Origin of the sequence: Planococcus sp. 1R117A (assembly GCF_051417975.1) — a bacterium.
Taxonomy (GTDB): domain Bacteria; phylum Bacillota; class Bacilli; order Bacillales_A; family Planococcaceae; genus Planococcus; species Planococcus shenhongbingii.
This window is the reverse complement of sequence record NZ_JBPRLO010000002.1, coordinates 317,824-343,812: the sequence shown is the minus strand read 5'-3', so window position 1 is coordinate 343,812 and position 25,989 is coordinate 317,824. Positions and strand designations below refer to the sequence as shown.

28 protein-coding genes and 1 riboswitch are annotated in these 25,989 nt (G+C 41.6%); of the genes, 19 read left to right on the top strand and 9 right to left on the bottom strand.

All coding sequences use genetic code 11. From position 1 onward, the window contains the following. The first annotated feature begins 176 nt into the window (after positions 1 to 176). Positions 177 to 689 carry an ankyrin repeat domain-containing protein gene (locus ACSFXN_RS07110; protein WP_437149478.1) on the top strand — a complete coding sequence of 171 codons (513 nt, stop codon included), beginning with the start codon at positions 177 to 179 and terminating at the stop codon, positions 687 to 689. A 95-nt stretch (positions 690 to 784) separates the two neighbouring features. Beyond that, complete coding sequence (locus tag ACSFXN_RS07105) at positions 785 to 1,072, top strand: hypothetical protein (protein WP_437149477.1); 288 nt, start codon at positions 785 to 787, stop codon at positions 1,070 to 1,072. Between the two features lie 137 nt (positions 1,073 to 1,209). Here the strand turns inward: ACSFXN_RS07105 and ACSFXN_RS07100 are convergent, their stop codons facing one another. Next, positions 1,210 to 1,848 (bottom strand): hypothetical protein, encoded by a 639-nt coding sequence (locus ACSFXN_RS07100; RefSeq protein ID WP_437149476.1) that lies wholly within the window; start codon positions 1,846 to 1,848, stop codon positions 1,210 to 1,212. Between the two features lie 164 nt (positions 1,849 to 2,012). Here ACSFXN_RS07100 and ACSFXN_RS07095 point away from each other — a divergent pair, with 164 nt between their 5' ends. Beyond that, complete coding sequence (locus ACSFXN_RS07095; RefSeq protein ID WP_437149475.1) at positions 2,013 to 2,291, top strand: hypothetical protein; 279 nt, start codon at positions 2,013 to 2,015, stop codon at positions 2,289 to 2,291. 538 nt (positions 2,292 to 2,829) lie between these two features. Here ACSFXN_RS07095 and ACSFXN_RS07090 read toward each other — a convergent pair. Continuing rightward, a complete protein-coding gene (locus tag ACSFXN_RS07090) occupies positions 2,830 to 3,240 on the bottom strand; it encodes a hypothetical protein (RefSeq protein ID WP_437149474.1) in 411 nt (136 codons plus the stop codon). A gap of 307 nt (positions 3,241 to 3,547) precedes the next feature. Here ACSFXN_RS07090 and ACSFXN_RS07085 point away from each other — a divergent pair, with 307 nt between their 5' ends. After that, entirely contained in the window at positions 3,548 to 4,003 is a 456-nt protein-coding gene (locus ACSFXN_RS07085; RefSeq protein WP_437149473.1) for a hypothetical protein, read from the top strand. A gap of 70 nt (positions 4,004 to 4,073) precedes the next feature. Here ACSFXN_RS07085 and ACSFXN_RS07080 read toward each other — a convergent pair whose 3' ends face one another. Beyond that, positions 4,074 to 4,541, bottom strand: coding sequence for a DUF4288 domain-containing protein (locus ACSFXN_RS07080; RefSeq protein WP_437149472.1), 468 nt, complete (start codon positions 4,539 to 4,541; stop codon positions 4,074 to 4,076). Positions 4,542 to 4,757: 216 nt separating this feature from the next. On the opposite strand from ACSFXN_RS07080, the gene ACSFXN_RS07075 reads away from it, so the two are divergent. Then, on the top strand, positions 4,758 to 5,099 hold the full coding sequence (locus ACSFXN_RS07075; protein ID WP_437149471.1) for a hypothetical protein: 342 nt from the start codon (positions 4,758 to 4,760) through the stop codon (positions 5,097 to 5,099). 630 nt (positions 5,100 to 5,729) lie between these two features. On the opposite strand, the gene ACSFXN_RS07070 is transcribed toward ACSFXN_RS07075, so the two are convergent. After that, a complete protein-coding gene (locus ACSFXN_RS07070) occupies positions 5,730 to 5,978 on the bottom strand; it encodes a hypothetical protein (RefSeq protein ID WP_437149470.1) in 249 nt (82 codons plus the stop codon). An 824-nt stretch (positions 5,979 to 6,802) separates the two neighbouring features. On the opposite strand from ACSFXN_RS07070, the gene ACSFXN_RS07065 reads away from it, so the two are divergent. Both ACSFXN_RS07065 and ACSFXN_RS07060 read left to right on the top strand, forming a co-directional pair. Next, entirely contained in the window at positions 6,803 to 7,252 is a 450-nt protein-coding gene (locus ACSFXN_RS07065; RefSeq protein WP_437149469.1) for a DUF5063 domain-containing protein, read from the top strand. A 126-nt stretch (positions 7,253 to 7,378) separates the two neighbouring features. After that, positions 7,379 to 7,684, top strand: coding sequence for a hypothetical protein (locus ACSFXN_RS07060; protein ID WP_437149468.1), 306 nt, complete (start codon positions 7,379 to 7,381; stop codon positions 7,682 to 7,684). 321 nt (positions 7,685 to 8,005) lie between these two features. Here the strand turns inward: ACSFXN_RS07060 and ACSFXN_RS07055 are convergent, their stop codons facing one another. Beyond that, positions 8,006 to 8,668: a class I SAM-dependent methyltransferase gene (locus ACSFXN_RS07055; RefSeq protein WP_437149467.1), complete on the bottom strand. Its 663-nt coding sequence runs from the start codon at positions 8,666 to 8,668 to the stop codon at positions 8,006 to 8,008. A gap of 141 nt (positions 8,669 to 8,809) precedes the next feature. On the opposite strand from ACSFXN_RS07055, the gene ACSFXN_RS07050 reads away from it, so the two are divergent. Beyond that, positions 8,810 to 8,935, top strand: coding sequence for a hypothetical protein (locus ACSFXN_RS07050; RefSeq protein WP_437149466.1), 126 nt, complete (start codon positions 8,810 to 8,812; stop codon positions 8,933 to 8,935). Positions 8,936 to 9,302: 367 nt separating this feature from the next. Continuing rightward, positions 9,303 to 12,350 carry a cell wall-binding repeat-containing protein gene (locus tag ACSFXN_RS07045; RefSeq protein WP_437149465.1) on the top strand — a complete coding sequence of 1,016 codons (3,048 nt, stop codon included), beginning with the start codon at positions 9,303 to 9,305 and terminating at the stop codon, positions 12,348 to 12,350. A gap of 158 nt (positions 12,351 to 12,508) precedes the next feature. On the opposite strand, the gene ACSFXN_RS07040 is transcribed toward ACSFXN_RS07045, so the two are convergent. Together ACSFXN_RS07040 and ACSFXN_RS07035 are read right to left on the bottom strand one after the other, a co-directional pair. Continuing rightward, entirely contained in the window at positions 12,509 to 12,730 is a 222-nt protein-coding gene (locus tag ACSFXN_RS07040; RefSeq protein WP_437149464.1) for a hypothetical protein, read from the bottom strand. Positions 12,731 to 13,133: 403 nt separating this feature from the next. Beyond that, a complete protein-coding gene (locus ACSFXN_RS07035; protein ID WP_437149463.1) occupies positions 13,134 to 13,406 on the bottom strand; it encodes an AbrB/MazE/SpoVT family DNA-binding domain-containing protein in 273 nt (90 codons plus the stop codon). A 381-nt stretch (positions 13,407 to 13,787) separates the two neighbouring features. Here ACSFXN_RS07035 and ACSFXN_RS07030 point away from each other — a divergent pair, with 381 nt between their 5' ends. Then, positions 13,788 to 14,603, top strand: a complete 816-nt coding sequence (locus tag ACSFXN_RS07030; RefSeq protein ID WP_437149462.1) for an undecaprenyl-diphosphate phosphatase — start codon at positions 13,788 to 13,790, stop codon at positions 14,601 to 14,603. Between the two features lie 97 nt (positions 14,604 to 14,700). Here the strand turns inward: ACSFXN_RS07030 and ACSFXN_RS07025 are convergent, their stop codons facing one another. After that, positions 14,701 to 14,994, bottom strand: coding sequence for a hypothetical protein (locus ACSFXN_RS07025; protein WP_437149461.1), 294 nt, complete (start codon positions 14,992 to 14,994; stop codon positions 14,701 to 14,703). A 293-nt stretch (positions 14,995 to 15,287) separates the two neighbouring features. Here ACSFXN_RS07025 and ACSFXN_RS07020 point away from each other — a divergent pair, with 293 nt between their 5' ends. The 6 genes from ACSFXN_RS07020 to nikE all read left to right on the top strand — a co-directional run bounded on the left by ACSFXN_RS07020 (position 15,288) and on the right by nikE (position 21,404). Then, the gene (locus ACSFXN_RS07020) at positions 15,288 to 15,671 is read left to right on the top strand and encodes a DUF302 domain-containing protein (RefSeq protein WP_437149460.1); all 384 of its coding nucleotides are present in this window, start codon (positions 15,288 to 15,290) and stop codon (positions 15,669 to 15,671) included. A 620-nt stretch (positions 15,672 to 16,291) separates the two neighbouring features. Further along, positions 16,292 to 17,911 carry a nickel ABC transporter substrate-binding protein gene (nikA, locus tag ACSFXN_RS07015; protein WP_437149904.1) on the top strand — a complete coding sequence of 540 codons (1,620 nt, stop codon included), beginning with the start codon at positions 16,292 to 16,294 and terminating at the stop codon, positions 17,909 to 17,911. Between the two features lie 19 nt (positions 17,912 to 17,930). Then, positions 17,931 to 18,875, top strand: coding sequence for a nickel ABC transporter permease subunit NikB (gene nikB, locus ACSFXN_RS07010; RefSeq protein ID WP_437149459.1), 945 nt, complete (start codon positions 17,931 to 17,933; stop codon positions 18,873 to 18,875). Next, a complete protein-coding gene (gene nikC / locus ACSFXN_RS07005; RefSeq protein ID WP_437149458.1) occupies positions 18,872 to 19,705 on the top strand; it encodes a nickel ABC transporter permease subunit NikC in 834 nt (277 codons plus the stop codon). The genes nikB and nikC overlap by 4 nt, the downstream gene beginning before the upstream one ends. Before the next feature lie 15 nt (positions 19,706 to 19,720). Continuing rightward, a complete protein-coding gene (gene nikD, locus ACSFXN_RS07000; RefSeq protein WP_437149457.1) occupies positions 19,721 to 20,548 on the top strand; it encodes a nickel import ATP-binding protein NikD in 828 nt (275 codons plus the stop codon). 34 nt (positions 20,549 to 20,582) lie between these two features. After that, a complete protein-coding gene (gene nikE / locus ACSFXN_RS06995; protein WP_437149456.1) occupies positions 20,583 to 21,404 on the top strand; it encodes a nickel import ATP-binding protein NikE in 822 nt (273 codons plus the stop codon). A gap of 89 nt (positions 21,405 to 21,493) precedes the next feature. Here the strand turns inward: nikE and ACSFXN_RS06990 are convergent, their stop codons facing one another. Next, a complete protein-coding gene (locus ACSFXN_RS06990) occupies positions 21,494 to 22,072 on the bottom strand; it encodes a YkuS family protein (RefSeq protein WP_437149455.1) in 579 nt (192 codons plus the stop codon). A gap of 363 nt (positions 22,073 to 22,435) precedes the next feature. Continuing rightward, positions 22,436 to 22,544: riboswitch (SAM riboswitch) on the top strand. A 193-nt stretch (positions 22,545 to 22,737) separates the two neighbouring features. On the opposite strand from ACSFXN_RS06990, the gene ACSFXN_RS06985 reads away from it, so the two are divergent. The 3 genes from ACSFXN_RS06985 (at position 22,738) to ACSFXN_RS06975 (ending at position 25,948) form a co-directional block, all read left to right on the top strand. Beyond that, entirely contained in the window at positions 22,738 to 24,123 is a 1,386-nt protein-coding gene (locus ACSFXN_RS06985; protein ID WP_437149454.1) for an LLM class flavin-dependent oxidoreductase, read from the top strand. A gap of 188 nt (positions 24,124 to 24,311) precedes the next feature. After that, positions 24,312 to 24,746 (top strand): hypothetical protein, encoded by a 435-nt coding sequence (locus ACSFXN_RS06980; RefSeq protein ID WP_300993180.1) that lies wholly within the window; start codon positions 24,312 to 24,314, stop codon positions 24,744 to 24,746. A gap of 488 nt (positions 24,747 to 25,234) precedes the next feature. Continuing rightward, positions 25,235 to 25,948 carry a S26 family signal peptidase gene (locus ACSFXN_RS06975; protein ID WP_437149453.1) on the top strand — a complete coding sequence of 238 codons (714 nt, stop codon included), beginning with the start codon at positions 25,235 to 25,237 and terminating at the stop codon, positions 25,946 to 25,948. Positions 25,949 to 25,989: the final 41 nt, after the last annotated feature.

Genomic DNA, 25,989 nt, shown 5'->3' with positions numbered 1-25,989 from the left:
AATCAGGGTATGATTAGATACATTGAAAAAACGTACGATTACAAATCAAGAATGCTGGAACTAGGGTGCCTTGAAAGCAGTGGGGTCGATATATAGGTAAAGAATGTTGCTTTTCCACGTAGTCCAGCTGAGTGGGAGTGTCCAATGAAACTAAAAGAAAGCAGGGAGGAATACACATGAAAAAGAGGGCCATCCTGAAAAAGCTGAAGAAATATCGCGGGGAATTCGCATGGGCTGTTGCGTATGGGCAAACGGAAAAGGTGCGAAAGCTGCTTAGAAAAGGAGCCGATGTGAATGAAGTCGACAATTCTGGATTTACACCTCTCCGATGGGCGGTGCAGGAAGACCATCTGGACATCATCCAACTGCTTTTATCTCACGGTGCCGACATCAATGCAACAGATGAGGAGGGCCAGACTCCCTTATATCAAGCGGCTGCTGAAGGAAATAAAGAGCTTGTAGAATACTTGTTGGACAACGGGGCCGATATTGAGCTTTCGGATGGCGGAGTGACGCCTCTGATCATTGCCAGCTGTTTTCCTGATCAATTGGAAACCGTCAAATTGCTCGTCGAAAGAGGCGCAGATATCCACGCAAAGGACAACGAGGGGCAGACCGCCCTCTTTTATGCAGAGGAATACGGGATCGACGATGTGGCCAGTTTCCTGAAAGAGCAGGGTGCCAGCTGATTTCAGGGCAAACGGCGCCGTGCTTCCATTTAAGATTTCCTTAGGTGGACCAAAGCTGACTAAAAGTAGTAATCAGCGGGAAGGAAGACCCTTACATGATCATCAAATTTGATTTTGGCAACGACTACGTCCAGTACATCTCGTGTTCCACTAAGGTGGGAAGAAGGATTAACAAAATCCAACGAGAATTTTTCGATTGGATTTTTGATGAAGAGAAGAATAAAAAGTACTGGGCGTATAAAGACGGGAAAAGGCATTGTCTGAATTACGATGCCGATGCGATTATCGATTGGCTAAACCATGTGAAATTCACAAAGGGGGTGGCGAAGGCGAGGTTGCTTCAAAACCCTCAGGGCAAGGTGAAGAAAACGGTCTATTTCTGAGAGCATCCCGTCCAGTTGAGCGGTACAAAAACCTCAATTGTCGACTTAAATACTGGTTTTGTTAAACGTTACTGGGATATTTCGCAAAAAAACGAAATGAAGCAATAGGAAACACTTTAGTTGATAACCTTACGGCTTTAAAGAAACCAATTTCCAGCCTCAATTCGGATGGCGTCAAACTTTTCGGCAATCACGAAGGACTTTCCTAAACGAAGAAGTCGGCATTCCTTACACGGGGGTTCTGCTTTCCGCGTCAGCAAAGAGGTCGCAAATCCGTATTGCGATAACAGCGCATGATAAGCTTCGTTTAACAACGCGGGCGCCGTCGAAAACAAACCTTCCTTTCTTGTCAACAACCATTCCAAGTTACCACCATATCCAGTTTCCTCATCGTTCAAATATCGACCAAAAGGAATCAGCCTGTTGGTCAGGCGATTGTGTTCCAAATATAAATCCCCGATGAGCGCTTTGGCATCCGTCATTTCGCCTCTAAAGTACAACTCGGTAAACGGTTTTTGATAGTCCCATAGATAGGGGTGGTCATCTGTGACCTCAAACTCCTCTCGGTCGTAAGAGTCTAGAGAATCCAGTCGGTATTCCTGAAAGTTCCAGCACTCAATTAGCCATTGATCCATTACCTTTTCTTCTTCATCTTCTGTATAAAGGGAACAAGTGAGCCTCACACAGTCCGCTTGTTGGTGGAAGCTGGTGAATTGCAAATAAATATCTGTTTCAGAATAGCCGTAGTCAATGGCTTGCATCATTTTTTCAATCATCTCGCACGCCCCTTTGCAAATGCGTAATTTCTAAAGTCTAATGCAGGGTTTTTCATTTCAATCCCCTCCAATAGTTTATTTGTTTTCTAAAATTATTCCTGTCGGCAAGTGACTGCTCAACCTTTTCCATGTTGCATATCGGTAATTACAATAGGAGGTCAAGAATGAGTAAACTTATTACTTTTTCGTATGTCTTTTTCTTTATCGCATTGACTACACAAATTATCGATTTTAAAATGGGTGGATCTGATTATTACTATCATCACTTTCTCCAACTGGCCTTACTGGTAATTGTAGGATGTCCAATTATTGGGATTGTTTTAGGGTTATACGGAAAAAGAGGAAACCTTAGACTGATTACTCTCGCCTTAAATGCCGTCTTTTTTATTACTTGCGCACCGTTAGCAGTATTGAATCTTTGGATAATGACCTTTGGGAAATAAAACGTAACTGGTATATAAATGATGCCCTATTCAACTTGCGGGTGAGGTAGATAAATAATAATAAATCGAAAAAGATTTTAAATAGGTCTTTTTCTTTTTTTATGAAAAATCAACAATATTATATGACATAGCCTTTAATTAATATCTTGCATTATCCGGAAAGGATAATGCAAGATATTAATTGGAAGCGGCCATCCAAAATATTTCTTTTAACACGAGTTTTGAGTAATGCGAGTCTTCCAGTGTTATTTGATAACAAGGAATGTCCTGGCTTGTTCACTTTCACATCGCAAGGAATGGGAATGCCATTTTCTTCGAATAGCCTTTCCAGTTGTTCTGTTTGATTAGTGTGTGGTTCAACGGTAAGAAAAATAGGGAAAGCTGCTTGCCCACAACCGAGGTCATGAAAAGATTGTCGGTTTTTTCATCATAGTCGTCATCTTCTGATGGGCCTATATACCATTTCAAACCATTTCCGACAACCGTGCCCATGCATTTAAGCGGTGTTCGGTTTCGGGCTCGCCAAGGGCCATTTGCGTTACAAAAACTTGGAATAATGGAATGTATGCTTTTCGCCGTTCCATTCAATGATCAGTTCTTCAATCCCTAAAATGGCTGTTTCTGGTTTTGCCACTTGTTGCTCCATCCATGCTTTTACATGCGGCAATACAAATTGTACAAAATCATTATTCGCTTTTTCTGGATAATCTGCTTTACTTATTGGAAAAAGATAAAAATGAATCGTCTTGTCTCTATGACAGGATGCGCTGGCTACGATCACTCCGTTGATATCAGGTTTACCAGGCTGCCTGCTGTCAAATTCAAATTTCCGACTCAAACCATAAATAGCGGTTACTTCTTGGACAGAGGATAAAACATGTTTCAACTGCTTTTTGGTGACTGGGTACGTTTCGTGCGGATTCACCTCACGATATTTTCTGATTTGCATAGGCTTCATCCCCTTTATCCATAAATTGATGCAAATACATGCGGATCAAAGAGTAAGAGGAAATTTTGTGCCAAGGTACATTAATGCTTGAAGATAATGTTCTTTGAAAATTCATGATTATTTCCTTTTCTATTTTTTAAAAAGCTGAATAAGGGCAAGAACTACAACTATCTTCTGGCAATTTAAATAGTTTGTCGTCTTATGCAGCCTCCTTTTGGTAAATGTAAACAGGAAGCTTGTTTTTAACTTTGAAGCCGTAGGTATAATCCATTAACAAAAAATAAGAAAAGAATGAGGGAGGCATGTTATGTCGGATTCTTGGGAAGATTTGCTGGATATAATAGGATTAGAGCCTAAAATACGTAAGAAGACTCAGTTGGACATACTGATGAACTTCCCTTTAGGAGAACCAAAAACAGAATTGCTGCGTAGTCTATTCGAACACATAACTAGAATTTTCGGTTCTGAAGGTTGTACCATTCTGTGGTGGTATGATTCGTTTTATTTTGGTCTTCCTTACAATCTGAAAAACACTGGCAAACCCCACACCCGAATGATCAGCAAAAACGATATGGAGTTTTTACAAAAATTATGGGAAGGCATTGCTGGAGATTATATTTTATTTCTGCCAAAAGGTATCGATATGAAAGTTGATGTCGAAGGTGAAGAAGAAGCCATTGGTTTATATTTGGCTAAATACACTCATTTGTTATTGAAAACGCCTGATGCGAACGAAGTTCTATATCTGCATATAGAAGAATGAAATCATCCAATTGGGATACAAACAGCACTTCTCTTTTCCTCTTCCAATCACCACTTTACATTGCAGTAATTTAAGACTGGTCAGATGTCAAAGTCCTCATTTTTTTAAGTAAATTCTTATCGACTAGTTCTTCTGTGACTGTTTCAGGATAGTAATGTGAAATGACTTCTTTAGTGGAGATATCTGGAGGAACAATTAAAAATCGTGCATACACCTCTGTGCCAATTTGAATTTTCGGAGCAGATAACCACACACAATGAATCAACTCCACGAATTTCCATTCCACTTTTTCACCGTAGGGATTCAAGTAGTCATGTTCCTGTTTTCTAGCTTCCTTTTCACCAAAGGCATTAGCCTGATCAATAGAAGGAGCCTTAACGAGAAGGATGCTTTCTTCAAACATTTTATGGTCATCGGGGGGATTATCATCCATCATTAGTTCTGGAGCAGCCTCTCCTGAAATGAGGCATTCATACAAAACCTTGACGGCATACCAGTCCCAGTCCTTAGTCATTTTTTTCTGAAGCCTTTTTTTCATGTTCTCCCTCCACAACCGTATTTGTACATCAAACTATTCAAATCAACCCCTCGATCTTTACTTCACGAGTTTTTATCAGCCTTTGTAAAAATTAAGGGGATGCACAGTACAGTCTTTCCAGAGACAGACATCCTTTAATTCGCCGAATTGCCATGAGACTCATTTATCCATACTAGTGAATTGTTCAAAAGCAGCAGTTTTGAAAGGACTGAAGAAATGAAAAGAAAAAAGACAATACCACTTATAGCCTTACTACTGCTAACTAGCGGAATTTTTTATTATACAACTTTTTTCTCTTACCAGCCTTCTGAGGAATTGTCGAGTTTTCCAATTCCTAAAAAAGCTGAATTAATAGAAGTAAACCGACATGCTAGCGTTTATAGTTGGGCTTCGGCATCTGAAGAAAATGGAATTCCTTATGGGTATCAAGTCGTTCTAAAATTTAATGGATGGGAAGAACAGGCGAGAGAAGGGGCGTCTGTAATCTACTCAAAAGAAGACACGCAAATCGATGTAATTTCTCAGACAGAGTTATTAACCGTACGTAATATGAAATAACTTTAACACGAGGAGTCTAGGATGTAATCGACCACTAGTTAAAATACCCATTCAGTACTAGTAATGCTCGAATTGGGAATGAGAAGCAGTTTAGTGCTTCAACAATAAAGATGAAGCCCCAATGCTTGTTTTAATCTCAGTTTACATATCAGCACTTAACGGAAGAAAAGACACTTAGTTGAACTGATTGTCCTATTTGGTGCGTTGATTGGACTTGCAGTCGTCTTAGACTTCTTCGATTTTGGAGGAAGAAATTAAAAGGGAAAAGGGGGTTATTCAGTGGCACGTTGCACTCTAAAGGGAAAGCAAGAAATTTATGGTTGCTTCATTTTTCAGAGAATGTGCTAATTGCGGCACCAAACAGTACCTGTCTTACAAAAATAAGGACTTGCTTGGGGCTTAACAAATTATATTAAAATTGCTACGATATTGCTTTCTATTTTTTCACCTCTTGTTGTTCAGTTGACGGATAAAAAAGTAGGCGAATTTTAAAATATCAATAGGATGTTCGATAAGGCCCTAAAAATAAAATTTCGAATAGATACAACTTTACATATCAGCAGGTATGCTAATGGCAAAATACTAAGAGGAAGATTTCGAGAGTGTCACTAAATCAAGCGTTCGACGCTATCATTTACGGATAATGTATTCATCCCATCCTATTTTCTGAATCTCTTCTGATAAAGGGTCCACAACCAGGTGCTCGTTATGCTCTTTTAGGTTTATGTTGCATTGAGCATGCAGCGGATGGGCCCACTCCGTTTCACACTCTTCACACAAAACGCTGTATTGGGCTGTGACGCTATCTTTTACAATCGTAACCCAGCCTTGTTCGCAGATTTTGCACCAAGCCACTTTGAAATCGTAGGCTTTAGTCATTTTTTTCACCCTTTCACGAATCTTTCTGATGGTTCTATCTAATTCACTACCAATAATACTGTGCGAGTTTAATCAATAATGAGGTTATTAACTAAATAGAGAAAGTGAATATTCTAAAAAAAGTTATATTCATTAGTCTGCTCCGTGTGGTTTTAACATCGCATTTTGAATGGATACGAGTTTACGTATCAAGACTTAACGGAAGGAAAGAAATGAGAGACTTAGTTTTTTCCTAAATTTTATAAATTCTTATAGGCATTCCTTTTCTTTTTGTTTAAACACAAAAGAGTGGCAACAAAAAAACAAATCACAGAGAAGAACCCGGCATATTGGATCGGCGGCTCTTCCGAGAATAAATACAGCGAAATTGGTAAAGCCACAATACCTAGAGCTAAAAAACTTTTCCAATTATGCGCAATCAACACGTAGAACAAAGCAGCAATTGAAAACAAAACTGAAAGCCCGAATATCACACTATAAAAAATCCCCAAACCGCTATCGCCTTTTTAATGAATTCTTATCCTCGATATCATTCGATTTTTCAGCCATATCTAAAGTTATTATAGCTTATGATCAACTAAATTTTGACAACTTATTTAGAAAATAAAACTGCAGGACATACCATGACTTATTGGAAGGAAAGAAGCGGTAGATATAGCTTCTTTCCTTCTTTTGTCCGTTTAAGTGTACTATTACGAAAGTTTTGAAAAGAGCAGGGTAAGTCATTAAAGAGGAGTACGAGAAATTTAAGCGAACTAAATATTAATGAGAATAATGTGCTTACTAAAGAGCGAAATCAAAACATATGGGAGAAGAGGGAGACAATGGAAAGCAAAGAAGTGGAAGGGTTTCGAATTGCCGCTGCCGCTTATTGTGAATTTATCGATTCATGCAGTTCTTTTGATGAAAAGGAAACCTTGATCACATTGCTGAGCATTGCCTCCCGGCTTTATACTGAAGCTTTTGAGTTGCCGGAAGTAGAATTGGAAGAAGGGCATGCGGTCGATGTGGATTTTTCCTTGCCGGAAGTCATTTTTCAGAAGCATAATGTCTACAAGGAAATATTCAATCCTTATCACGATACAACTCCCGTGAACGGTTGTCTGGACGACGATATTACAGACATCTACCGCGACATCAAGAAAGGGCTGATTTTATATGAGCAGGGCCATGGCATCGAAGCGGTATGGGAGTGGAAGTTTAGCTTTGAAGTGCATTGGGGAGAGCATGCCACAAGCGCCATCTGGGCATTGCATTCTATAAACTATCAATAACTCCATTTAAAGCGAAGCAGAGTTATAACTCCTTTTAATGGAGTGAAAAGGCTACGAAATACGGAAAGAAGAAAGCGCGTATAAAGTGCAGAATGGACAAATTCTTTAATAAACTGGGAGGATACCATGGCGATCTACTATTTTATGATGGAAGCATTACCGAGACCTGATAACCCGGAAAAGGAAGAGTTTGAAGGAGCATTCATAAGCTGCTGGGTAGATTCAGCGGATATGACATCCGCCTTAACTGAAGCTTCCAGGTACATCAAAAGTGAAGGGTGGAAGATACTGCAGATTGAAGAGCAGTTTATTGCAAAACGGGAACGGTATGAAGGAGACCCAGAACGTTTGGATTTACTCGAGTATTTCGATCGAGCTTTAGAAGATGGAGTTTCTGCAATTTTCCATGTTTGGCCAAAGGATGAAAAATGACTTTCTAATTTCTTGCCAGCTGGTAATATGTCGAGGAGAAGCAGATGGAGGAGAATGGGTTGATTTCTTGAACTTAATAAATCTGGATCCGGCAGTTTATTCAAAAGCTGGACTTGAAGTCTTTTTTTCTAATTTCACGGAGTTCATTCAATACCAATAGTTTTCAAGCAGAGAATGAAGAAGAAACAAGTGGTCTTCTATTTATATATCCATGAGTAAACTAGGGAGAAATCATGCACTTTATCAGCATGTTTTCTCCCTTTTTTATTTGCATTCTTTACAATAAGATATCAAAAAAACTGCTTAATAAAATTGAATAATTCAAGGCTTATAAGCTTTATATGCCCGCAATGTTCCGAGGATGGTCGAGAAATGTCTGGTTTCTTCAATGGCCGCAAATCCGGTTTCTTTTAACAGAGCCGGAATAATGCCTCTGACATGCGGTGAAGTGGTTTCGAAGCCGTCCAAGAACTGGACAGGGAGAAATGCAGCGCGCATCAATCCGTTTTGCGGTTTCTCAAAATCAAGGATATGAAATTGGCCCCCTGGTTTGAGAACTCGGCAAACTTCTTCAAATGTTTCCTTCTTTTTCTCAAGCGTCAAATGATGAACAAACAGGCTTGTAAAGACATGATGAAACTGGTTAACAGAAAAAGGAAGATTATCAGAATAACCTTCTTTAAAGACGATCCCTTTGGCTCGATTTTCTTTCATCTTTTCTTTAGCGATGGCTAGTATTTGCGGATCAGCATCGATTCCTGTCACTTGGATGCTGGAATGGGTTTGCTGAAGTAAAAAGCCGAGTGTCCCAGTGCCGCATGCCAAATCCAATATAAGTTCGCCAGAGCGGATGGAAGCTTGGTTGATCAAATGCATTTTCATCTTTTTTTCCTGCAAGCCGGATGCGACTAACGGATCATAGAAGCGGGTCAGCCAGTGGTATTTGAGTGCCGGTATATAAGCTTTTGGATTGTCTTTTTTCATGAAAGGCGCCTCCTCTTATTAAGCTTATTATGGAGCAGCAACATTGGAACTGGGCGTCTAGGAATTTAATGAAGATGCAATTAGTTTCTATAAGTCCATGGAGATGAAAAACCAAGCAAGAAAAATGGAGATTCCAATTAAATGGTATGGAAGCGTAAGATGCAGGAAGCAGATTTAAGCCCTGATTTAGTTACAGTTTATCAAATTGAGGAAGGTTTAACAGGTGAATCGATGGAAGGAAGCAAGAGTCTTGAACCAGTGATTTAGAAGAACTTCAATTAGCTGTTTCTTAATGAATTCATAGCATCAAGGCGTTCGGCATATGATGTTGGATATAGATGAACAGTTCAATGAAAGAGAGCTGTTGCTGATAAATGAGAAAGCAATATGTCATAGAACAATTTTCTGCTGTCTTATTAAAGGAAGAAAGAATGCGGCTCAATACGCAACTCTCTTCCTTTTTTATATGTAAAATACTCTTCTTTTGATATGCTTTATTACTTCTATAAAGAGGCCCAGGCTACTGTCAGCAAGCAAAAATGCTATCATGAAAATAATTGTAAAAAATAACTATTTTTCTGTATCTTTGTGTGCTTTAATTGAATTGTAAATATATTGAAACGAGGATGATGGAATGGATCGCGCATTAAAGATGATGATTAGTTTTATGATGGCCATATCAATTTTTGGCGTTTTACCTGCAGTTAATACGGCGAAAGCAGAAGAAGTGCTGGAAGCTGCAGTTTTAGAAGAAGAAATGGAAGTGACGGATACGTTTTCTGCAGACGCTGTGGAACGCTGGTACAAAATAGAAGTCCAGCCCGACCAGATCGAGCAGCATTCGCATTTTGAAATTTCTCTCCAATCAACTAAGGAATTGACGTTTTCCGTGTATTCAAGTGCCGAGCGCGCTACAAGCGATCAGACATTTGACTTCTACAGAAACTATTCATTCAAGGATCAAGCTGCATCCATTCAGTTCCCAATTTCCTGGGAAGGGCCTTATTACGTGAAAGTCTCCTCGTATTCAGAAGAACCAGCGGATGAAACGCAAGAGAAAACGGATATTGACTATACTCTTTCATTCAAAGGAAAAAAATTAAAAGCTTCTAAAATGATCAGCAACGAGCAATGTCCTGCAGAGCTTGTGCTGGACGGGAAGAGTGTAACAGAAAAAGATTTACTCGATAACTTGAGAGCGATCCGCAGCGGCGTGCTTTCCCAGACAGAAAGCGGCAAAGAGCTGACCAAGCTTTATTACAAAGTTGCTCCGTTTATCGGCTATCAGACAATCACAAATGCCTCAGTGAAAGAAAGCCTTTCACGCAATCTGAAACAGCTCGAGGGACTTGTAGGAAAGATCGCAAAAGACGGTTTCTACAGTTCGGCCGTCATCACAGCAGCTGAACAGAAAGCCATCATCGAATTATATGAGCTGTCATTGAAAGCAGCTCCTGAGAAACTTCGAAGCGAGATTAAACAAGCGGGAGACGCCATCGGCATTTATTCACTGGCAAATCGTTCGGTTTTATCCGTAATGGTGAAAACAAATTTTGTTAAACAGGAAACCAATTCAAATCGTGTAATCGTTAAATTGAAAGAAGGAACATCACTTACTAAGGTAGAAACTTCATCAATTGGCATCCATTCGGTATCTGAATTTGAGACGTCTTCACCGAAATTTGACCAGTTCCATGTAATGGATTTAACAGCAGGGATGTCAGCGTCTAAAGTGAACCAAACCGTTCAAGTGCTGGAGTCAATGCCGGAAGTGGAATTCATTGAACCGGTCCAGGAATATACATTGCAATCAACGGATATTTATAAAACTGAACAATGGTCACTTTCGAATACCGGAGAAGGATTCGGCATAAAGGGCGCGGATATTCGCTACAAACCAATGCTGGACCTCATTCAGAAAAAAGAAATGACGGAAACGGTAACAGCTGTTCTCGATACAGGGGTGGATTATACTCTCGCTGATCTTCAGCATCAAGTTGTGGATACAGGCTATGATTTCATCAACGACGATCGGGAAGCGCTTGATGATGAAGGACACGGAACCCATGTTGCGGGGATCATTGCGGCCGAGTCAGGCAATGATTATTCCATGACCGGCATCAACCAGTTCACTAAAATTCTTCCGGTGAAAGTGCTGGATGCAGGCGGCAGTGGAGATACTGAGAAAATTGCATATGGCATCATCTACGCGGCCGACCAGGGAGCGGATATTATTAATATGAGCCTTGGAGGCGGCTACAGCCGGATGATCGAGTATGCCTTGAAATATGCCCATGATCGCGGCGTCACCATTATTGTCTCTTCTGGAAACGAAGGATCCGAAGAAGTTGCTTATCCGGCGTCATCAAAATATACAATCTCCGTTGGTGCAACAAACCGTCTGGACCTGGTATCCGATTATTCGAATTACGGAAAAGCGCTCGACTTGGTGGCACCTGGTACGGATATTCCAAGCCTTGTCCCGAACGGGAATATGACATTAATGTCTGGAACGTCCATGGCTGCTCCACACGTCACAGGAGTTGCCGGCTTATTGAAATCACTCAATCCATCCCTGTCACCGGAACAAATCCGGACAATTGTTACAGCTTCTGCAGATGATGTCGCATTTACAGAAGAAGATCATCCTGATTATCTACTAGAGGATCCGTATTTGGATGAAGAATATCCATATGCCCCGGAGGAACTCGCTCCAGGCTTTGACCTGGTTTCCGGGTGGGGTCGATTAAATGCAGAAGAATCGATACATGCCCTATCCGACAAATGGAATTCGACTAGCAGAATCAGTGGAGCGAGCCGCTATGAAACGGCCGTCAATGTCTCGAAAAAAGGCTGGCTTTCTTCTGAAAAAGTGGTACTTGCGGCCGGTGGAGATTTCCCGGATGCTTTAAGTGCAGCACCGCTCGCAGCTTATTACGATGCGCCGCTATTATTGACGAAAACAGCTGCGTTGCCAGCAGCAGTAAAAGATGAGTTGAAGCGGTTGAAAGCAAAAGAAGTGATTCTCGTTGGCGGGAACTCTGCAATCAGTCCACTGGTGGAAAAAGAACTCGTGAACCTCGGCATTGCACAATCGAAAATCAAACGAATCAGCGGCACCAACCGCTATGCAACATCAGCCAACATCGCCAAAGCAATGACTGGCACTACGGAGGCTGTGATTGCCAACGGTGCAAATTTTGCGGATGCCTTGTCCATGGCATCGATTGCAGGAAATAAAAAGATGCCGATTTTATTGACGAAATCGAACGCATTGCCATCCGAAGTGAAAGCACATCTTTCGTCAAAAGCCTATAAAAAGACTTATATTATCGGCGGAAAAGGTGCAATTTCCGATGCCACGGCAAAAGGGATCCCGAATTCGGTGCGCATTGCAGGTTCTTCAAGATACGAAACGAATAGTGCCGTTATTGAGTACTTCAAAGGCTCATTGGACTCTACGAAGATGTACCTTTCGAACGGCACCAATTTTCCGGATGCTTTGGCAGGTTCCGTGATGGCAGCGAGACAGAAGGCACCACTTATTCTGACATCGCCGAAAGCGCTGAATCCGGCAACCGTTAAAACTGTCCAAACCCAGCTGGAATCCGCAAACGAAATCTACATCCTCGGCGGGGAAGGCGCAATGCCGACCAGCAGCATCAAGCAGCTGTTTGAGTAAGCGATAATCGAAAAGAAAATAAAGAAGCAGGCGTAATGCTGCACTGGCCCCGAATGAAGGACACTTTAAAAAGGTTCCTCATTCGGGGTTTTTCTGTTTCAGCCCGACTATCCGAATTGAAAAACAAGGGAAGATAAAATGCTGTTCAAAAGAAGCCATCATTGTCCGATCAAAATCATGCTTAGCACGCCGAAAAAGATAAAAGCAGCATAAATGATGAGCGGCACCGTCTGCATCTTCATCCATTCCTCTTTAGATACCATTTCTTGTTCTTCCGCTTTGTATAAGAACACACAAAGTTTTATGATGTAAATTAAACTTAAAGCTCCAAAACTGACGAATGCGATTAAGCTAAAATTTAATAATGATATTGTGTCCATTTCGTTGAACCCCTTATCGCTTTCTGAAATTTAAAAGCGCAGATTAAGTTGTCTCGCCATCAGGGCAATTGCTTTAACTACTACTTTCTTTGGAAATGCTAATTTTCCTTCATAAATAGCAACTTTTAAATATAATGCAGCAAGAATTAGAAAAAGGTGACTGTTGAATGAAATATAAAAAAAGCAGAACTGTAATTTCTTTAATCTTTCAATATAAGTAAAAAGTGCTTTCCAGCGGATTAAAAACACCGAGAGAAAGCACCTTTTTTGTCATTTTATTTTAAGGAGTTCAATGTTTCTATTGGCTCATAGCATTATATTGGCCTGCTAATTTTCAGGTTTTTAAAAAGCATTTAATGCCATTTAAAAAAAGCCTGAGAGAAACTTGAATCATCGATTTTAATTAACTACTTTGAGTCTGGATTTGCTGAAGTAATATTTCGGCGCCTTCTGGACTTAAGAATATCCCCGGAGCGTATTCCACGTTTTCTTTTTTCACTTCACCGGTGATCAGACATGCGCGGTAAGGTTCGTATTTCTTCAGAATAATCTTGTCTTCTTCGATGAATATCTCGACTGCATCCGCTTCGGCTATTTCTAATGACCTTCTTAATTCAATCGGCATAACTATGCGACCTAACTCGTCTACTTTTCTGACAATACCTGTACTTTTCATGATCTGCCTCCTGAGAATCCATTTTGTCTTTACATTATTGCTTTTGCTTTTTGTTGCGCGTCAATTGAAAGCTTTGTTTTCCAATTGTGAATTGTTTAGTTTGCAACTATTCAGTCTACTTTTAGTATTACAAAATATACCAGATATAGCAATCTTAAATTCATCACTTCATTTAAATGCTTTAACTAGGAGGAATTATAATGTTTTTTATAAAATTCTCAGGAACCATTCCATTGAAGGCCAATACGACCCAAAGCAGTAACGGAAAATCTTTATAGAAAGTTATTGTTTTTGGTATGATGCATATTTGAAATTGAAAAATAAGGAACATATATTGCTTGAATTCGTTCGATAAAGTAGTGAAGGGATTAAGGAGGATGTATGGAAAATTTAGATGTAATTTTAATTATCAAAATGATCGTTATCGGATTAGTCCAAGGGTTGACTGAACCGATTCCAGTCTCGTCAAGCGGCCATGTCATGATCGCAAGCGAAATCTTAGGATTAGGCGAACAAGGTTTTACTTTTGCCATATTAACCAATACGGCTTCGCTGCTGGCAATTCTGTATATTTACCGACAGGATATTGCGAGGCTGGCTGTTAACTCTATCCGATACATAAAAACCAAGGATTCGGCCTACAAAAGTGATTTTCGTTTTGTCTGTTACATCATCATTGGTACGATTCCAGCGGGGTTGCTGGGGGTCTTGTTAAGTGATTTTATAGCGGAGAGCGTCAGCATGACCACTATTGCATTTATGTTGTTTGTGACCGGGATAGCCCTTTGGCTAATCCGGAATAAGAACGGTTCTAAAAACGAAAGTACTATGACTGGAAAAGATGCATTCCTCGTCGGATTAGGGCAAGCAGTTGCGCTAACGCCAGGCATCAGCCGTTCAGGAGCAACGATCATTTCGGCTATTGCCGTTGGCTTGAATCAGGAAACGGCTTTAAGGTTTTCTTTTATGCTTTACATCCCTGTAAGTTTAGGCGGAGTAGTTCTAGGGTTTACGGATTTTTTAGATGAACCCAATAAAGCTGCATTAGCAATTCCGTATACAGCGGCATTCGTTGCCACGCTGTTTATGACTTACTTTGCCTTGCGGTGGTTTATGGGAATTATGAAGAGTGGGAAATTGGTGTATTTCACTTATTATTGTTTCCTTGTGGGGATACTCCTTCTCGTATTCTTTTAAAGTAGTTAACAAAATTAAAAGCGGAAAGAGCACCCATAAAGTGTCCTTTCCGCTTTTTTCTTTTAGACTGCTTTTAGTTTCAACAAATGAAAATCGGCTAATTTGACTGCCGGAAGTCAGATGCTGCTGTTTGCAAGTCTGATTTTGCTTCATCCACGAGTTTGTCGATCATCAAATCTTGTTTTAAATCTTCACGGGTGTAGTCGGCGGTCATTTCAATTTCTGAATCGGAGTTTAATTCAATCGCTCGTATAATAACGAGATTTGTTAAATCCGAGTAAGTATCGTTATCGTTCCAGCCGTGGATTTCCTTTTCCCAAAAAGGCAGTCCGTTTTCAGTGAGTCCATGACTAATTCGATCATCGAGTTCGATGTATTTCCAAAATTTCATCCAAGTACCTGCTTTCCGGTTTTAATTGTTCATTGCTCTCATTATAAAGTATGAAGAACGTTAAATCTTTCCTGTTTCCAGCTCAATAAAGCCATATTAAGGACAATACCCATTTTCGCTTTATCTTTCAGTGGGAATTAGTCCTAAACAACAAGTGTATCATCGCTCGCTTAACTTTAAAACATTACAGCACATCTCCATTTGCCTATTCCTGGAATGTGATATTTTAGTCGAGTTAATAAAGGCAATTTTTCAAAAGAAGGATTCTGTTTTAAAAAGAGAGGAGTAACATCATGTTTAATTACACTGTAGAAACTTCTAAAAGTAAGGATGAAGCTGTGCGTGCACTTGAGGAGAATTTAAAGGAAGAACAGTTCGGCATTTTGTGGAATTTCGATCTGACTGCAAAACTTCAGGAAAAAGGAACGGACTTTGACACACCATTTACTATACTGGAAGTTTGCAATCCGCAGGAAGCGAATCGGGTGCTGTCTGAAGATCTGCTGGTCGGCTATTTTCTCCCTTGCAAAATTGTCGTATATGCTGAAGACGATACAACAAAAATCGGGATGCCCAAACCGAGTGCATTGATTGAAATGATACAGAACGAGTCGATCAAGAAAATCGCAGTGGATATTGAAGAGAGATTAATTGGATGTATTGATAAATCGGTGTAACAGGATATCTTTTTATTTTTTATATTCCAGATTCCTATAAAGTAATGTGGTGCAGTTGCTTATGAACATGAGGTCACAATTTTCCATTCGTTTCCAGGAATGAATGCATCGAAAAAAGACAATCCATCGGCAAAACGGAAACGGAACAGAAAATAAATTTTTTGGCCTGTACCATGACGATGGACCTTCTATGATTGAAACGGGAAGAACTTCTTGATGATGCAACATCTACCGGTGTAGCCGCTTGTCGCGTTTCGTCTAAGAATCAAAAATATATACAAAAGGAGACAGTCGGCAGCTGTCTCCTTTTAACTGTGCTTTTTTGTATCACTTAACTTCAACGATGACCTGTCTATTTCCGCAAATATTATTCTTTTAATAATATTTATAAGTATTCTAAAAAGAATTATTGATAATCTTTATACCCAATATATTGCATGATTTTATATTTTTTTATTAAAAAACAATCAAAATAAATTCATAAGAAACAAAAATTACTAATGACATTTACTTTTTTATTTTGAAATTATGTTGACAAAGAGGTCTTAGATAATTATAGTTGCAATAGTGATATTGAGAATCATTATCAATAGATTTAGTCAGAGAGGAATTAAATGAACATGTATAAACTTAAAGCTCGGCGGACTTTATTTATAGCAGTCATCCTAATTATTTCCATTATGTTAATGGGATGTGCCAATAGTGAAACTGGATCTTCATCGGAAGGAACAGCGAAAGAAGCAAATTCAATCACCTTATCTTGGCCAAGAGACATCGGTTCTATGAATCCACATGTCTATAACCCTTCACAATTGATAGCTCAATCGATGATTTTTGAGCCGTTGGTCAGCTATAAGGAAGGGGGGGAGATCCAGCCTCATTTGGCAGAGTCCTGGTCGATTTCAGACAATGGCCTCGAGTATACGTTTAAGCTGCGTGAAAACGTGAAGTTTACCGATGGAACGCCGCTTAATGCGGCCGCCGTTAAAAAGAACTTTGACGCTGTCATGAAAAACGCAAATTCCCATAGTTGGCTTGGCGTAATCAATGTTTTGGAAAAAACAGAGGCAGTTGATGAACTGACATTTAAAATGGTTTTAAAGGAACCTTATTACCCGGCACTTCAGGACCTGGCTGTAGTACGTCCTGTCCGCTTCTTGGCGGAATCCGGATTTCCCGAGGATGGAGACACGTCCAAAGGCATCGCTAAGCCTGTAGGTACAGGCCCCTGGATGCTTTCAGATTATAAAAAAGACGAGTATGCCGTTTTCACCCGCAATCCGGATTATTGGGGTGAGAGTCCCAAACTGGAAAAAGTTACGATAAAGATAATACCGGATGCTGAAACGCGGGTCATGGCTTTTGAAAAAGGGGATCTCGATTTGATATACGGGGAAGGCGTAATCAGTATGGATTCCTTTAATCAGTTAAAAGAAGCCGGTGACTATCACACAGAACTTTCAGAACCAGTCGGAACAAGAAGCTTGCTGTTAAATACAACAAATGAAAAATTGGCTGATTTGCGGGTGCGTAAAGCGCTGCAGCACGGCTTCAACAAACAGGCGATGGTTGAAGGCATCACATTGGGGCTGGAAGAGAAAGCCGACAGCATCTTATCTAAAAATTTCCCATATACCGATATTGAAGTGGAACCCTTCGAATATGATGCGGAAAAAGCTGCTGCCTATCTTGAAGAAGCGGGATGGAAGCTGCCTTCTGGAAAAGCGGTCCGTGAAAAAGACGGGCAGCCGCTTGAGCTTGAACTGATCTATGACAAAACTGATCCCATTCAAAAAGCGATGGCAGAAACCCTTCAGGCTGAATGGTCCGCAATCGGAGTCAAGCTGAACATTACGGGTCTGGAATTGACCAGCCAAATTGAGCGGCGGAAAGCTGGCGACTTTGATGTTGATTTTTGGTACAACTACGGAGCGCCTTATGATCCGCATTCGTTTATCAATGTTGTGGCAGAAAAAGGATGGGGAGTTTCAGAAGCCCATTCCCGCCTGCAGATGAAAGCAGAATTGGATCTACAAATCAGAGAAGCCCTTGCGTCTACGGATGAGAAGAAGCGCCAACAACTTTACAGGTCCATTTTAGGGACTTTGCAGGAACAGTCGGTTTTCGTGCCGATTTCCTATATTAAAAAGACCGTCATTTACCAGGATGATGTGAAACAGTTCAATTTCCCGGCAAACCGGGATGAACATCCTTTCAACAAAATTGAAATGAGCCAGTAAATCACATGGAGGACAAGTCATGGCAACCTATATTTCAAAACGGCTCCTTGCTGCCATTCCCATTATTCTTTTTGCGATTTTCCTGATGTTTTCCCTTATACGCCTCTCGCCGGTCGACCCGGCGGAAGCTTATTTAGCGGCAGCCCATATCCATCCGACCGAGGAGGTTCTGGCTGAGAAAAGACAGGAGTTCGGCTTGGATCAGCCATTATTGATGCAATATTTCCATACGGTTAAAGAGATTGCTCAACTCGATTTTGGCAACTCTTTTGTAACCAACACACCTGTCTGGCAGGAAGTGGCAGCAAGAATGCCCGCAACGCTACAACTTGCCGTCTGCAGCATTCTACTCGCCATTGCTATCAGCATTCCGCTCGGATTCTTGTCAGCCCTATACAAAAACAGCCTGATTGATCATTTTAGCAGGCTGCTTTCTTTTTTAGGCGCATCCATTCCGCAATTTTGGCTAGGCTATCTGCTGATCTTTTTCTTCTCTGTCAAATTGGATTTGTTTCCGGTAGAAGGGAGAGGATCCTGGCAGCATTTTGTACTGCCGAGCATGACATTGTCGCTGGCATTAATTGCGATCTATACCCGCCTGCTCCGGGCGAGTGTGTTGGAAGAACTGGAACAGGTTTATGTATTATATGCAAGGACACGAGGAATCAAAGAAAGAGCCATTATGGTGAAACACGTATTGAAAATTGCCATTTTGCCTATGATGACAGGTCTTGGCATGAATTTAGGGAAACTGCTGACGGGTACAATCATTGTTGAGCAAGTTTTTTCCTGGCCAGGCTTTGGCCGGTTTTTTGTAGAAGCGATTTTTAACCGCGACATCCCCGTTATACAATGCTATGTGGTTATGGCCGCTTGCCTATTTATCCTGTGCAACCTTATCGTGGATATTGTGCAATTGTACATGGACCCGCGCATTTCGATGAAGGGGAGGATCCCATCTTGATTTCAAGCATTCGAATTGCCGCAAAAAAACAGCCGGCCATCATCCTATGCTCTGTCATTTTATTGGCCTTTTTCCTTGCCGCTATTTTGGCGCCGTGGATTTCGCCGCATGATCCCATACAAGTGAATTTGGCACTCAAACTGATTCCTCCTTCACTGGATTATCCATTAGGCACCGATCATCTTGGCCGCTGCAATTTGTCGCGCCTTCTCTATGGTTCACGTGTCTCCTTAGGTTTTGCATCGCTGATTTTTATTGCTTCCTTGGGATTCGGGCTGCTGGTCGGAACGGTTGCCGGTTACAGAGGCGGCTTGGTCGATAGCATCCTGATGAGGTTTTGCGAAGGCGTCATGGCGTTTCCAAATCTAGTCCTTGTTCTTGGAATCGTCGGTTTGCTTGGACCCGGGTTATGGCAAGTGGTTTTAGCATTGATGATGGTCCAGTGGGTCTATTATGCCAGAATGATCCGCAATATGATCGTCGGCATGAAACAGCAGAATTTCATACTGGCAGCACGGATCAGCGGGTCTACGACGGGGAAAATCATCCGGCGGCATATGATTCCAAATGTGCTGCCTCCAATTCTGGTTATGGGAACGCTTGAAATGGGATGGGCAATCATGGACATCTCAGCGCTTTCGTTCCTTGGCCTGGGCATCCAGCCTCCGACTCCTGAGTGGGGCGCTATGATCCATGAAGGAAAAGGCTTTATACGAAGCCAGCCTGAATTGATGCTTTATCCGGGCTTGATGATTTTGTTTGTTGTCATTTCATTTAATGTGCTGGGCGAGTCATTATCGGAACGGTTTGGCGTGAAAAAACATTATTGAAAAGGAATGTGGCTGATGGAAAAACATCGCAATGTTTTGCAGGTGAGCGACTTGAATGTCGCTGTAAAATCGGAGCAAGGCATGCTTTCTCTGGTTCACAATCTCCAATTGGACATGAAACCCGGGAAAGTGCTGGGCCTTATCGGAGAAAGCGGGAGCGGGAAATCAATCACTTGCATGGCGCTGCTCCAGTTGTTAAATCTGAAAACATCACAAGTAGAAGGCAGCATCCAATTGAATGGCCGTGAACTCAATGGACTAAAGCCGAAAGAGATGCGGAGCGTTCTTGGAAAAGAGATCGGATACATCATGCAAAATCCGATGAACGCTTTTACGCCTGTATTCACCATCGGCAACCAATTTGTTGAAACCATCCGGAGCCATACGGTCCTGACCAAGAAACAGGCAAACGAATTGGCGGTTTCTTCTCTGGAAGCGATGAATCTGCAAGAACCGGCCAAGATTATGCGGAAATATCCTTTTCAGCTGAGCGGCGGGATGCTCCAGCGCGTCATGATCGCAATTTCGATGTGCCTGCGCCCATCTGTCGTGATTGCCGACGAGCCGACAACAGCCCTTGATGTGACCACCCAGATGCAAGTGCTTAAGGAACTGGATCGGCTCCGGACGGAATGCGGCACTTCAATCTTGCTGATTTCACATGACTTAGGGGTAATTTCGGAACTGGCCGACGAAGTGGCCGTGATGCAAAAGGGACGGATTGTGGAAAAAGCAGATGTCTTCCAACTATTCGATCACCCTCAGCATGTCTATACAAAAAGACTGCTCCAAGCCAGACCTGTTTTGCCAATAAACGAACAGATGAAAAAACTGGTTATCTAGAATCGGCAGGCAACGAGCGGAAAGGCGGGAGTCTATGAGTTTACTGGAAGTCAAAAGCGTTACACATGCCTACGGCCCGAACCGTTCTTTTTGGCGCAAGGAAAGAGAATCACCGGTTCTTTCCGATGTGTCTCTTACTATCGAAGAAGGGACGTGTTTGGGGCTTCTTGGAACAAGTGGGGCAGGCAAGAGCACGTTAGGCAAAGTCATTCTGGGGATGGAGAAGCCGGAAGAAGGCAAAGTCATTTTCCAAGGCCAAGACATTTATACAATGGATTCCATTACCCGAAAACGTCTCAGAAGAAATCTTCAAGTGGTCTTTCAGGATAGTTATTCATCGGTGAATCCGCGCATGACGGCGGAAAAGATTATCGGGGAGCCCTTGGAAAATTACGAAAGGCTGTCGGCATCCGAGATGAAACGGACGATTGCGCATTTATTGGATATGGTAGGGCTGGATGCGGAAGATATGAAAAAATACCCCCGGCAGTTCAGCGGAGGGCAATTGCAGCGGATCAATATTGCCAGAGCGATCGCTTTAAAGCCGAAATTGATGGTCCTGGATGAATCCGTCAGCAGTCTCGATATGGTGAACCAAACAAATATCCTGAACTTGTTAAAGGAATTGAAATCGGTCTATGGCCTTTCTTATCTATTTATCACCCATGATATCAGAGCTGCCTATTCCATTTCGGATGCTTTAGCAGTCATGGAAAAAGGCAGGTTGATCGCAACCAGCCAAGACAAAAATGAAATTTTTTCTTCACAGCAACCTATTGTAAAGAAACTAGTCTCTTCTATTCTTTCGGAACATCCCCGCAACCGAACGATTGCTTCTGACAAAAGTTTTGTTTGATGCAGGATCAAGCAGGCAAGCTGCCATATATAAAAAGCCGAAGAATCCACTGGGAAGTGGGCGCTTCGGCTTTTTTTATCCTCGTTATTTTAATTCAATGATGAAGAATCTCTTGAAGTTTCAGTGCCTTGCGGGTCTTTAGACGAGCTGGAAACTTTCTCTTTCACTTGAGTCGTGGCTTCCGTGGCTTTTTCTTTAGCCTGGTTGGCCAAGTCAGTTGCTTTTTCTTTCACTTGGCTCAATTTTCCGCTTCCATCACCGCTCGAATTGCTGCTGGCTAATTTTTCTTTGACGGTAACTTGGAGTTCTTTGCCGCTTTTCGGTGCTAAAAGAAGGGCCACTACCGAGCCGATCGCTGCTCCGCTTAAGAGGCCTGCGAAAAACCCGCTGCCGGATTCACTTTTCGCTGCATCCGGCTGGCCTGGGATTTTCCCAGCGCGCTGCAAACGTTCTTCCACTTCGTCAACAATTTCGTTAACCGTGCTTCCGCTTACTTCCACTAAGGAGCCCTTGAAGCGAAGGTGGTCGTAGCTTTCAGAATTGCGGACGACCAGGACATCGTATTTGGCTGCTTTTTCTTTCTGGTCAAGCATGTCTGCCTGATATCCTCTTTTCCCTAATGCGAGTTGGATGTCTGTAAACGGATGTTCTACTGCGATTCTTGGCATATTATCAAACCTCTTTCTTTATTATCGTTATTCTAGTGTCTTTCCCTATCTGGTCCATTAGTTAAACATATGCACGATAACTTCTATGAAATTTTGTAAGAAAATAGAATGTATAGATGTGAGAACTAGAGAAGAACGCTAGAAAGCAGAGGACATTATTTGATGGCAGTAACCAAGAATCAAAAAAAAGCATCAGTTGTTTTTTTGAAGTGCAAAGGAATTTCATGGAGCTACCATCAAAATAAAGTTCTTCTTCATACAATTAATCCAAGTTAAACAATAAGACTTATAGGATAAATAAAATTTTCACAAATTACGTTGACTTTCCATTGATTTAATATTATGATTATTTTTAATTTAATAATCTTATCCAGAGAAGCCGAGGGACTGGCCCGTTGACGCTTCAGCAACCTCTGACATTTGTCAGAAAGGTGCTAAATCCAGCAAGAATTTTATTCTTGGGAGATAAGAGCGGGATTGTGTACATATACAGCCTTCTTTTCTCTTTTATCGAGAAAAGGAGGTTTTTTATTTTGTTCATTGTCCTCAAATTTAAATACGGCAAGTATATAAAGAAAAGGCAATAGTAAATCCTCAAATCAATCATTGTGTTAAAAAGGTTAGTTGAAACACCAAAAACGGTGCACACAAAGGAGCGGATTTTTATGACAAACAAACGGATTTATTTAAATGCATTTGATATGAACTGTGCAGGCCACCAATCACCTGGGCTCTGGACGCACCCCGAAGATCAATCGCATAAATACAAAGACAGCGAGTATTGGATCGAATTGGCGAAGCTATTGGAAAAAGGAAAGTTCGATGCCATCTTTATCGCGGATGTCCTCGGTACATATGATGTCTATAATGGCTCCAGAGATGCCGCCGTCCGGCAAGGGGCGCAGTCTCCTGTCAACGATCCGCTGCTGGTCGTGCCGCTTATGTCAGCAGTCACGAAACATTTGGGGTTCGGTGTCACAGCTTCCGTTACCCATGAACATCCATACACTTTTGCCCGCCGGATTTCTACGCTGGATCATTTAACAAAAGGCCGCATCGGCTGGAACATTGTGACTTCTTATCTCAAGAGCGCGGCTGTCAATATCGGGTTAGACGACCAGATCAAGCATGACGAGCGGTATGACATTGCCGAGGAGTATTTGGAAGTGTGCTATAAATTATGGGAATCCAGTTGGGAAGAAGATGCCGTGCTGCTGGATAAAGTGAATGGCATTTATACAGATCCTGAAAAAGTGCATGATATCCAGCATGAAGGGAAATATTATAAAGTGCCCGGTGCCCATTTAACGGAACCTTCCAGACAGCGGACACCTGTCCTTTACCAGGCTGGCGCTTCTAAAAAAGGTGTGGCTTTTGCCGGAAAACATGCTGAATGTGTCTTCATCGGTCCGCCGAATATTGAACTGGCCAAAAAAACGGTAGATAAAATACATGCGGAAGTTGAGAGTTCCGGGCGGAAGAAAGATGATGTGAAGATTCTTGCTTTGCTGACGCCGATTGTCGGCAAAACTGAAGAAGAAGCGATTGAAAAATACAATGACTATAAGAAGCATATCAGCCATGAAGGGGCTCTCGCCTTGTTCGGAGGTTGGACCGGCATTGATTTGTCCGGCTATGCACCGGATCAGCCGCTTGAATACATTGAAAATGATGCCATTCAGTCCGCTTTGGAAAACTTCACCAAAATCCTGCCGGGCAGAAAACCGACGGTCAATGACATTAAAGAATATGTCGGCATTGGCGGACTTGGGCCATTCACTGTCGGATCTCCAGAGCAGGTTGCCGATACGCTTGAAAAATGGGTAAATGAAACAGGCATCGATGGCTTCAATATCGCTTACGCTATCACACCTGGAACTTTTGAAGATTTCATTGAACTCGTTGTGCCGATTCTTCAAGAGCGGGGACTTGTGCAAAAAGAATACGAAGGAAATTCTTTGCGTGATGCTTTATTTGGAGAAGGCGCTCATTTATCGCCTGTCCATCCTGGAAAACAATATACACGTGTGCCAGTAACGGCAAACAATTAAAATTACTCGATCAGCAGGGAGGAGAAGTGCTTAAAAAAGCGCTTCTTCTTTCTTTTTTGATTGCAAACGACTTTTAAACAAGCTAACAGGAAATTATTTCAAGTTAATGAAACCATCTTTCTTTTCCCATCGTATATAAGCATACAATGAATAGTTCCCGTGCAATCCCTATGAAGGAGGAGATGGTTTTGAAACGATTTCTATATTATTTCGCCTGGACAATAGTTCTGGGATTTGTATTGTATTTTGGCATGCAGCTTCAAGAGCAGTTGAATGAGATGGCGCAACAAACATTTGAGCCAGCTGCGCTGAGAGTGTTTATTGCACTTTTCCCTGTAGCATTGGGGTTGCTGCTGCGTACTCCGAAATTTCTTCTTGAAGCGAAAGAGAACAAGTCTCGAAAGTTCGACTGGCCCATTTTTGCTGCAATTGGTTTGCCATCACTTTTTCTGGTATTGATGTCTTTTTTGCCTTTCATGCCGTTCATAATAGGATGGATTGCCATTCCGGAAATCATCTTAATAGGCGGAACGACTGTACCGACAGTTGCTGGACTGGTTTTTGGTTACGTATTGCTGGATAGTTTTAATAACAGAACTATGAAAGAAGCGACAAGAACTTGAGGGAAGGCTGATGTCGGCCTGGACACCGTCTTCTCTTTGGTTGGGGATTTTTAATGATTGAACCTAATTTGATTCATTTGCCGTCTATGGGGTGTTCCGGAAAGGACGGGTGTTAAGTCGGTGCAGAGAGGTTTTGAGACCAAGACATCCAATGATGAACAGATGAAAAACATCACGGAGAGTCATGGAGGAAGTTTTCGTCAGTTTTCACCAGAAATCCAGCCAGTCTGAACACCGATCTTCCTTAAAAACCTACCTTTCCAAACCTACCATCCATAAATGCCAAGTACCACCAAAAAAACATCAATCTCCTAAACTGCTTTGAAAATACCATCAAAACCAGAATTAGAAGAGCAAAAAAGCTATTGAGAGATAAGGTCGGCCCAAGAGAATGTGAGGATTACAAGATGAACAAATTTAAACAAAAATTGGACAAGTTTATCGGGAATTACCCTCTCTTCAAGGAACCAATAAAAAGAAAATTTTTAATGAAGATGAAAAAAGAGGATAAGGCATCTGGTGGAAAAGGGATCGGACCATTCAAATATGCGGCTATGTTGGTGTTGCTCATGGCAGTTGGAACGTTGTTCTCCTTGCTCGCTTTGAACGAAAATATTTCGGTTCCTTCCACCTCCACACAGGAAAATCCGGTTCTTACAGACGCTGGAACGGAGGCGATTATTCAGCTATTTACAGAGTATGAAGAACCACTAGAAGTATTCGACTTTAAATACGATTCAATGGACAGAGGAAATCATGATTATACAGAATATCCATTATTGATTGACCCTCAACCCTACACGGAAAAAGAGATTGCCAGAGGAGATGTCATCGTCTATGAAGCGGAATTTTTTAATGGGATGCAGCGAACTGTGGGGAGAGTGATTGGTTTGCCGGGGGAAACGGTAGAAATCATCGATGGCCAAATCTATATCAACGGCCGGAAATTGGACACTTTTTATGGCCGTGCACATCGAGTAGGTATAAGCTCAAACGCTGAATACAATAAGGTACTGATAGAAAATGGAGCAACTCAAAATATTGATTCGATGAAGGAAATTTTTTCACAAACTACAAGAGAATTCCAGTTGGCTGAAGACGAAATCTTTGTTGCTGGAGACGATTGGTTTCGAGGCAGTCAGCATAGGTTGACTGTTTCTGAAGTTCAAGCTGAAGTGCTAGGATATTATCAAGGCAGCTAATAAACACTGGCACCGAGTCCAACGCTGCTTTTTTCAAGCTA

What these genes read in the sequence shown, in the direction of transcription:
- ACSFXN_RS07110 (WP_437149478.1), top strand. Translation starts at nt 177, where the DNA reads ATGAAAAAGAGGGCCATCCTGAAAAAGCTGAAGAAATATCGCGGGGAA.
- ACSFXN_RS07105 (WP_437149477.1), top strand. Translation starts at nt 785, where the DNA reads ATGATCATCAAATTTGATTTTGGCAACGACTACGTCCAGTACATCTCG.
- ACSFXN_RS07100 (WP_437149476.1), bottom strand. Translation starts at nt 1,848, where the DNA reads ATGATTGAAAAAATGATGCAAGCCATTGACTACGGCTATTCTGAAACA.
- ACSFXN_RS07095 (WP_437149475.1), top strand. Translation starts at nt 2,013, where the DNA reads ATGAGTAAACTTATTACTTTTTCGTATGTCTTTTTCTTTATCGCATTG.
- ACSFXN_RS07090 (WP_437149474.1), bottom strand. Translation starts at nt 3,240, where the DNA reads ATGCAAATCAGAAAATATCGTGAGGTGAATCCGCACGAAACGTACCCA.
- ACSFXN_RS07085 (WP_437149473.1), top strand. Translation starts at nt 3,548, where the DNA reads ATGTCGGATTCTTGGGAAGATTTGCTGGATATAATAGGATTAGAGCCT.
- ACSFXN_RS07080 (WP_437149472.1), bottom strand. Translation starts at nt 4,541, where the DNA reads ATGAAAAAAAGGCTTCAGAAAAAAATGACTAAGGACTGGGACTGGTAT.
- ACSFXN_RS07075 (WP_437149471.1), top strand. Translation starts at nt 4,758, where the DNA reads ATGAAAAGAAAAAAGACAATACCACTTATAGCCTTACTACTGCTAACT.
- ACSFXN_RS07070 (WP_437149470.1), bottom strand. Translation starts at nt 5,978, where the DNA reads ATGACTAAAGCCTACGATTTCAAAGTGGCTTGGTGCAAAATCTGCGAA.
- ACSFXN_RS07065 (WP_437149469.1), top strand. Translation starts at nt 6,803, where the DNA reads ATGGAAAGCAAAGAAGTGGAAGGGTTTCGAATTGCCGCTGCCGCTTAT.
- ACSFXN_RS07060 (WP_437149468.1), top strand. Translation starts at nt 7,379, where the DNA reads ATGGCGATCTACTATTTTATGATGGAAGCATTACCGAGACCTGATAAC.
- ACSFXN_RS07055 (WP_437149467.1), bottom strand. Translation starts at nt 8,668, where the DNA reads ATGAAAAAAGACAATCCAAAAGCTTATATACCGGCACTCAAATACCAC.
- ACSFXN_RS07050 (WP_437149466.1), top strand. Translation starts at nt 8,810, where the DNA reads ATGGTATGGAAGCGTAAGATGCAGGAAGCAGATTTAAGCCCTGATTTA.
- ACSFXN_RS07045 (WP_437149465.1), top strand. Translation starts at nt 9,303, where the DNA reads ATGGATCGCGCATTAAAGATGATGATTAGTTTTATGATGGCCATATCA.
- ACSFXN_RS07040 (WP_437149464.1), bottom strand. Translation starts at nt 12,730, where the DNA reads ATGGACACAATATCATTATTAAATTTTAGCTTAATCGCATTCGTCAGT.
- ACSFXN_RS07035 (WP_437149463.1), bottom strand. Translation starts at nt 13,406, where the DNA reads ATGAAAAGTACAGGTATTGTCAGAAAAGTAGACGAGTTAGGTCGCATA.
- ACSFXN_RS07030 (WP_437149462.1), top strand. Translation starts at nt 13,788, where the DNA reads ATGGAAAATTTAGATGTAATTTTAATTATCAAAATGATCGTTATCGGA.
- ACSFXN_RS07025 (WP_437149461.1), bottom strand. Translation starts at nt 14,994, where the DNA reads ATGAAATTTTGGAAATACATCGAACTCGATGATCGAATTAGTCATGGA.
- ACSFXN_RS07020 (WP_437149460.1), top strand. Translation starts at nt 15,288, where the DNA reads ATGTTTAATTACACTGTAGAAACTTCTAAAAGTAAGGATGAAGCTGTG.
- nikA (WP_437149904.1), top strand. Translation starts at nt 16,292, where the DNA reads ATGTATAAACTTAAAGCTCGGCGGACTTTATTTATAGCAGTCATCCTA.
- nikB (WP_437149459.1), top strand. Translation starts at nt 17,931, where the DNA reads ATGGCAACCTATATTTCAAAACGGCTCCTTGCTGCCATTCCCATTATT.
- nikD (WP_437149457.1), top strand. Translation starts at nt 19,721, where the DNA reads ATGGAAAAACATCGCAATGTTTTGCAGGTGAGCGACTTGAATGTCGCT.
- nikE (WP_437149456.1), top strand. Translation starts at nt 20,583, where the DNA reads ATGAGTTTACTGGAAGTCAAAAGCGTTACACATGCCTACGGCCCGAAC.
- ACSFXN_RS06990 (WP_437149455.1), bottom strand. Translation starts at nt 22,072, where the DNA reads ATGCCAAGAATCGCAGTAGAACATCCGTTTACAGACATCCAACTCGCA.
- ACSFXN_RS06985 (WP_437149454.1), top strand. Translation starts at nt 22,738, where the DNA reads ATGACAAACAAACGGATTTATTTAAATGCATTTGATATGAACTGTGCA.
- ACSFXN_RS06975 (WP_437149453.1), top strand. Translation starts at nt 25,235, where the DNA reads ATGAAGATGAAAAAAGAGGATAAGGCATCTGGTGGAAAAGGGATCGGA.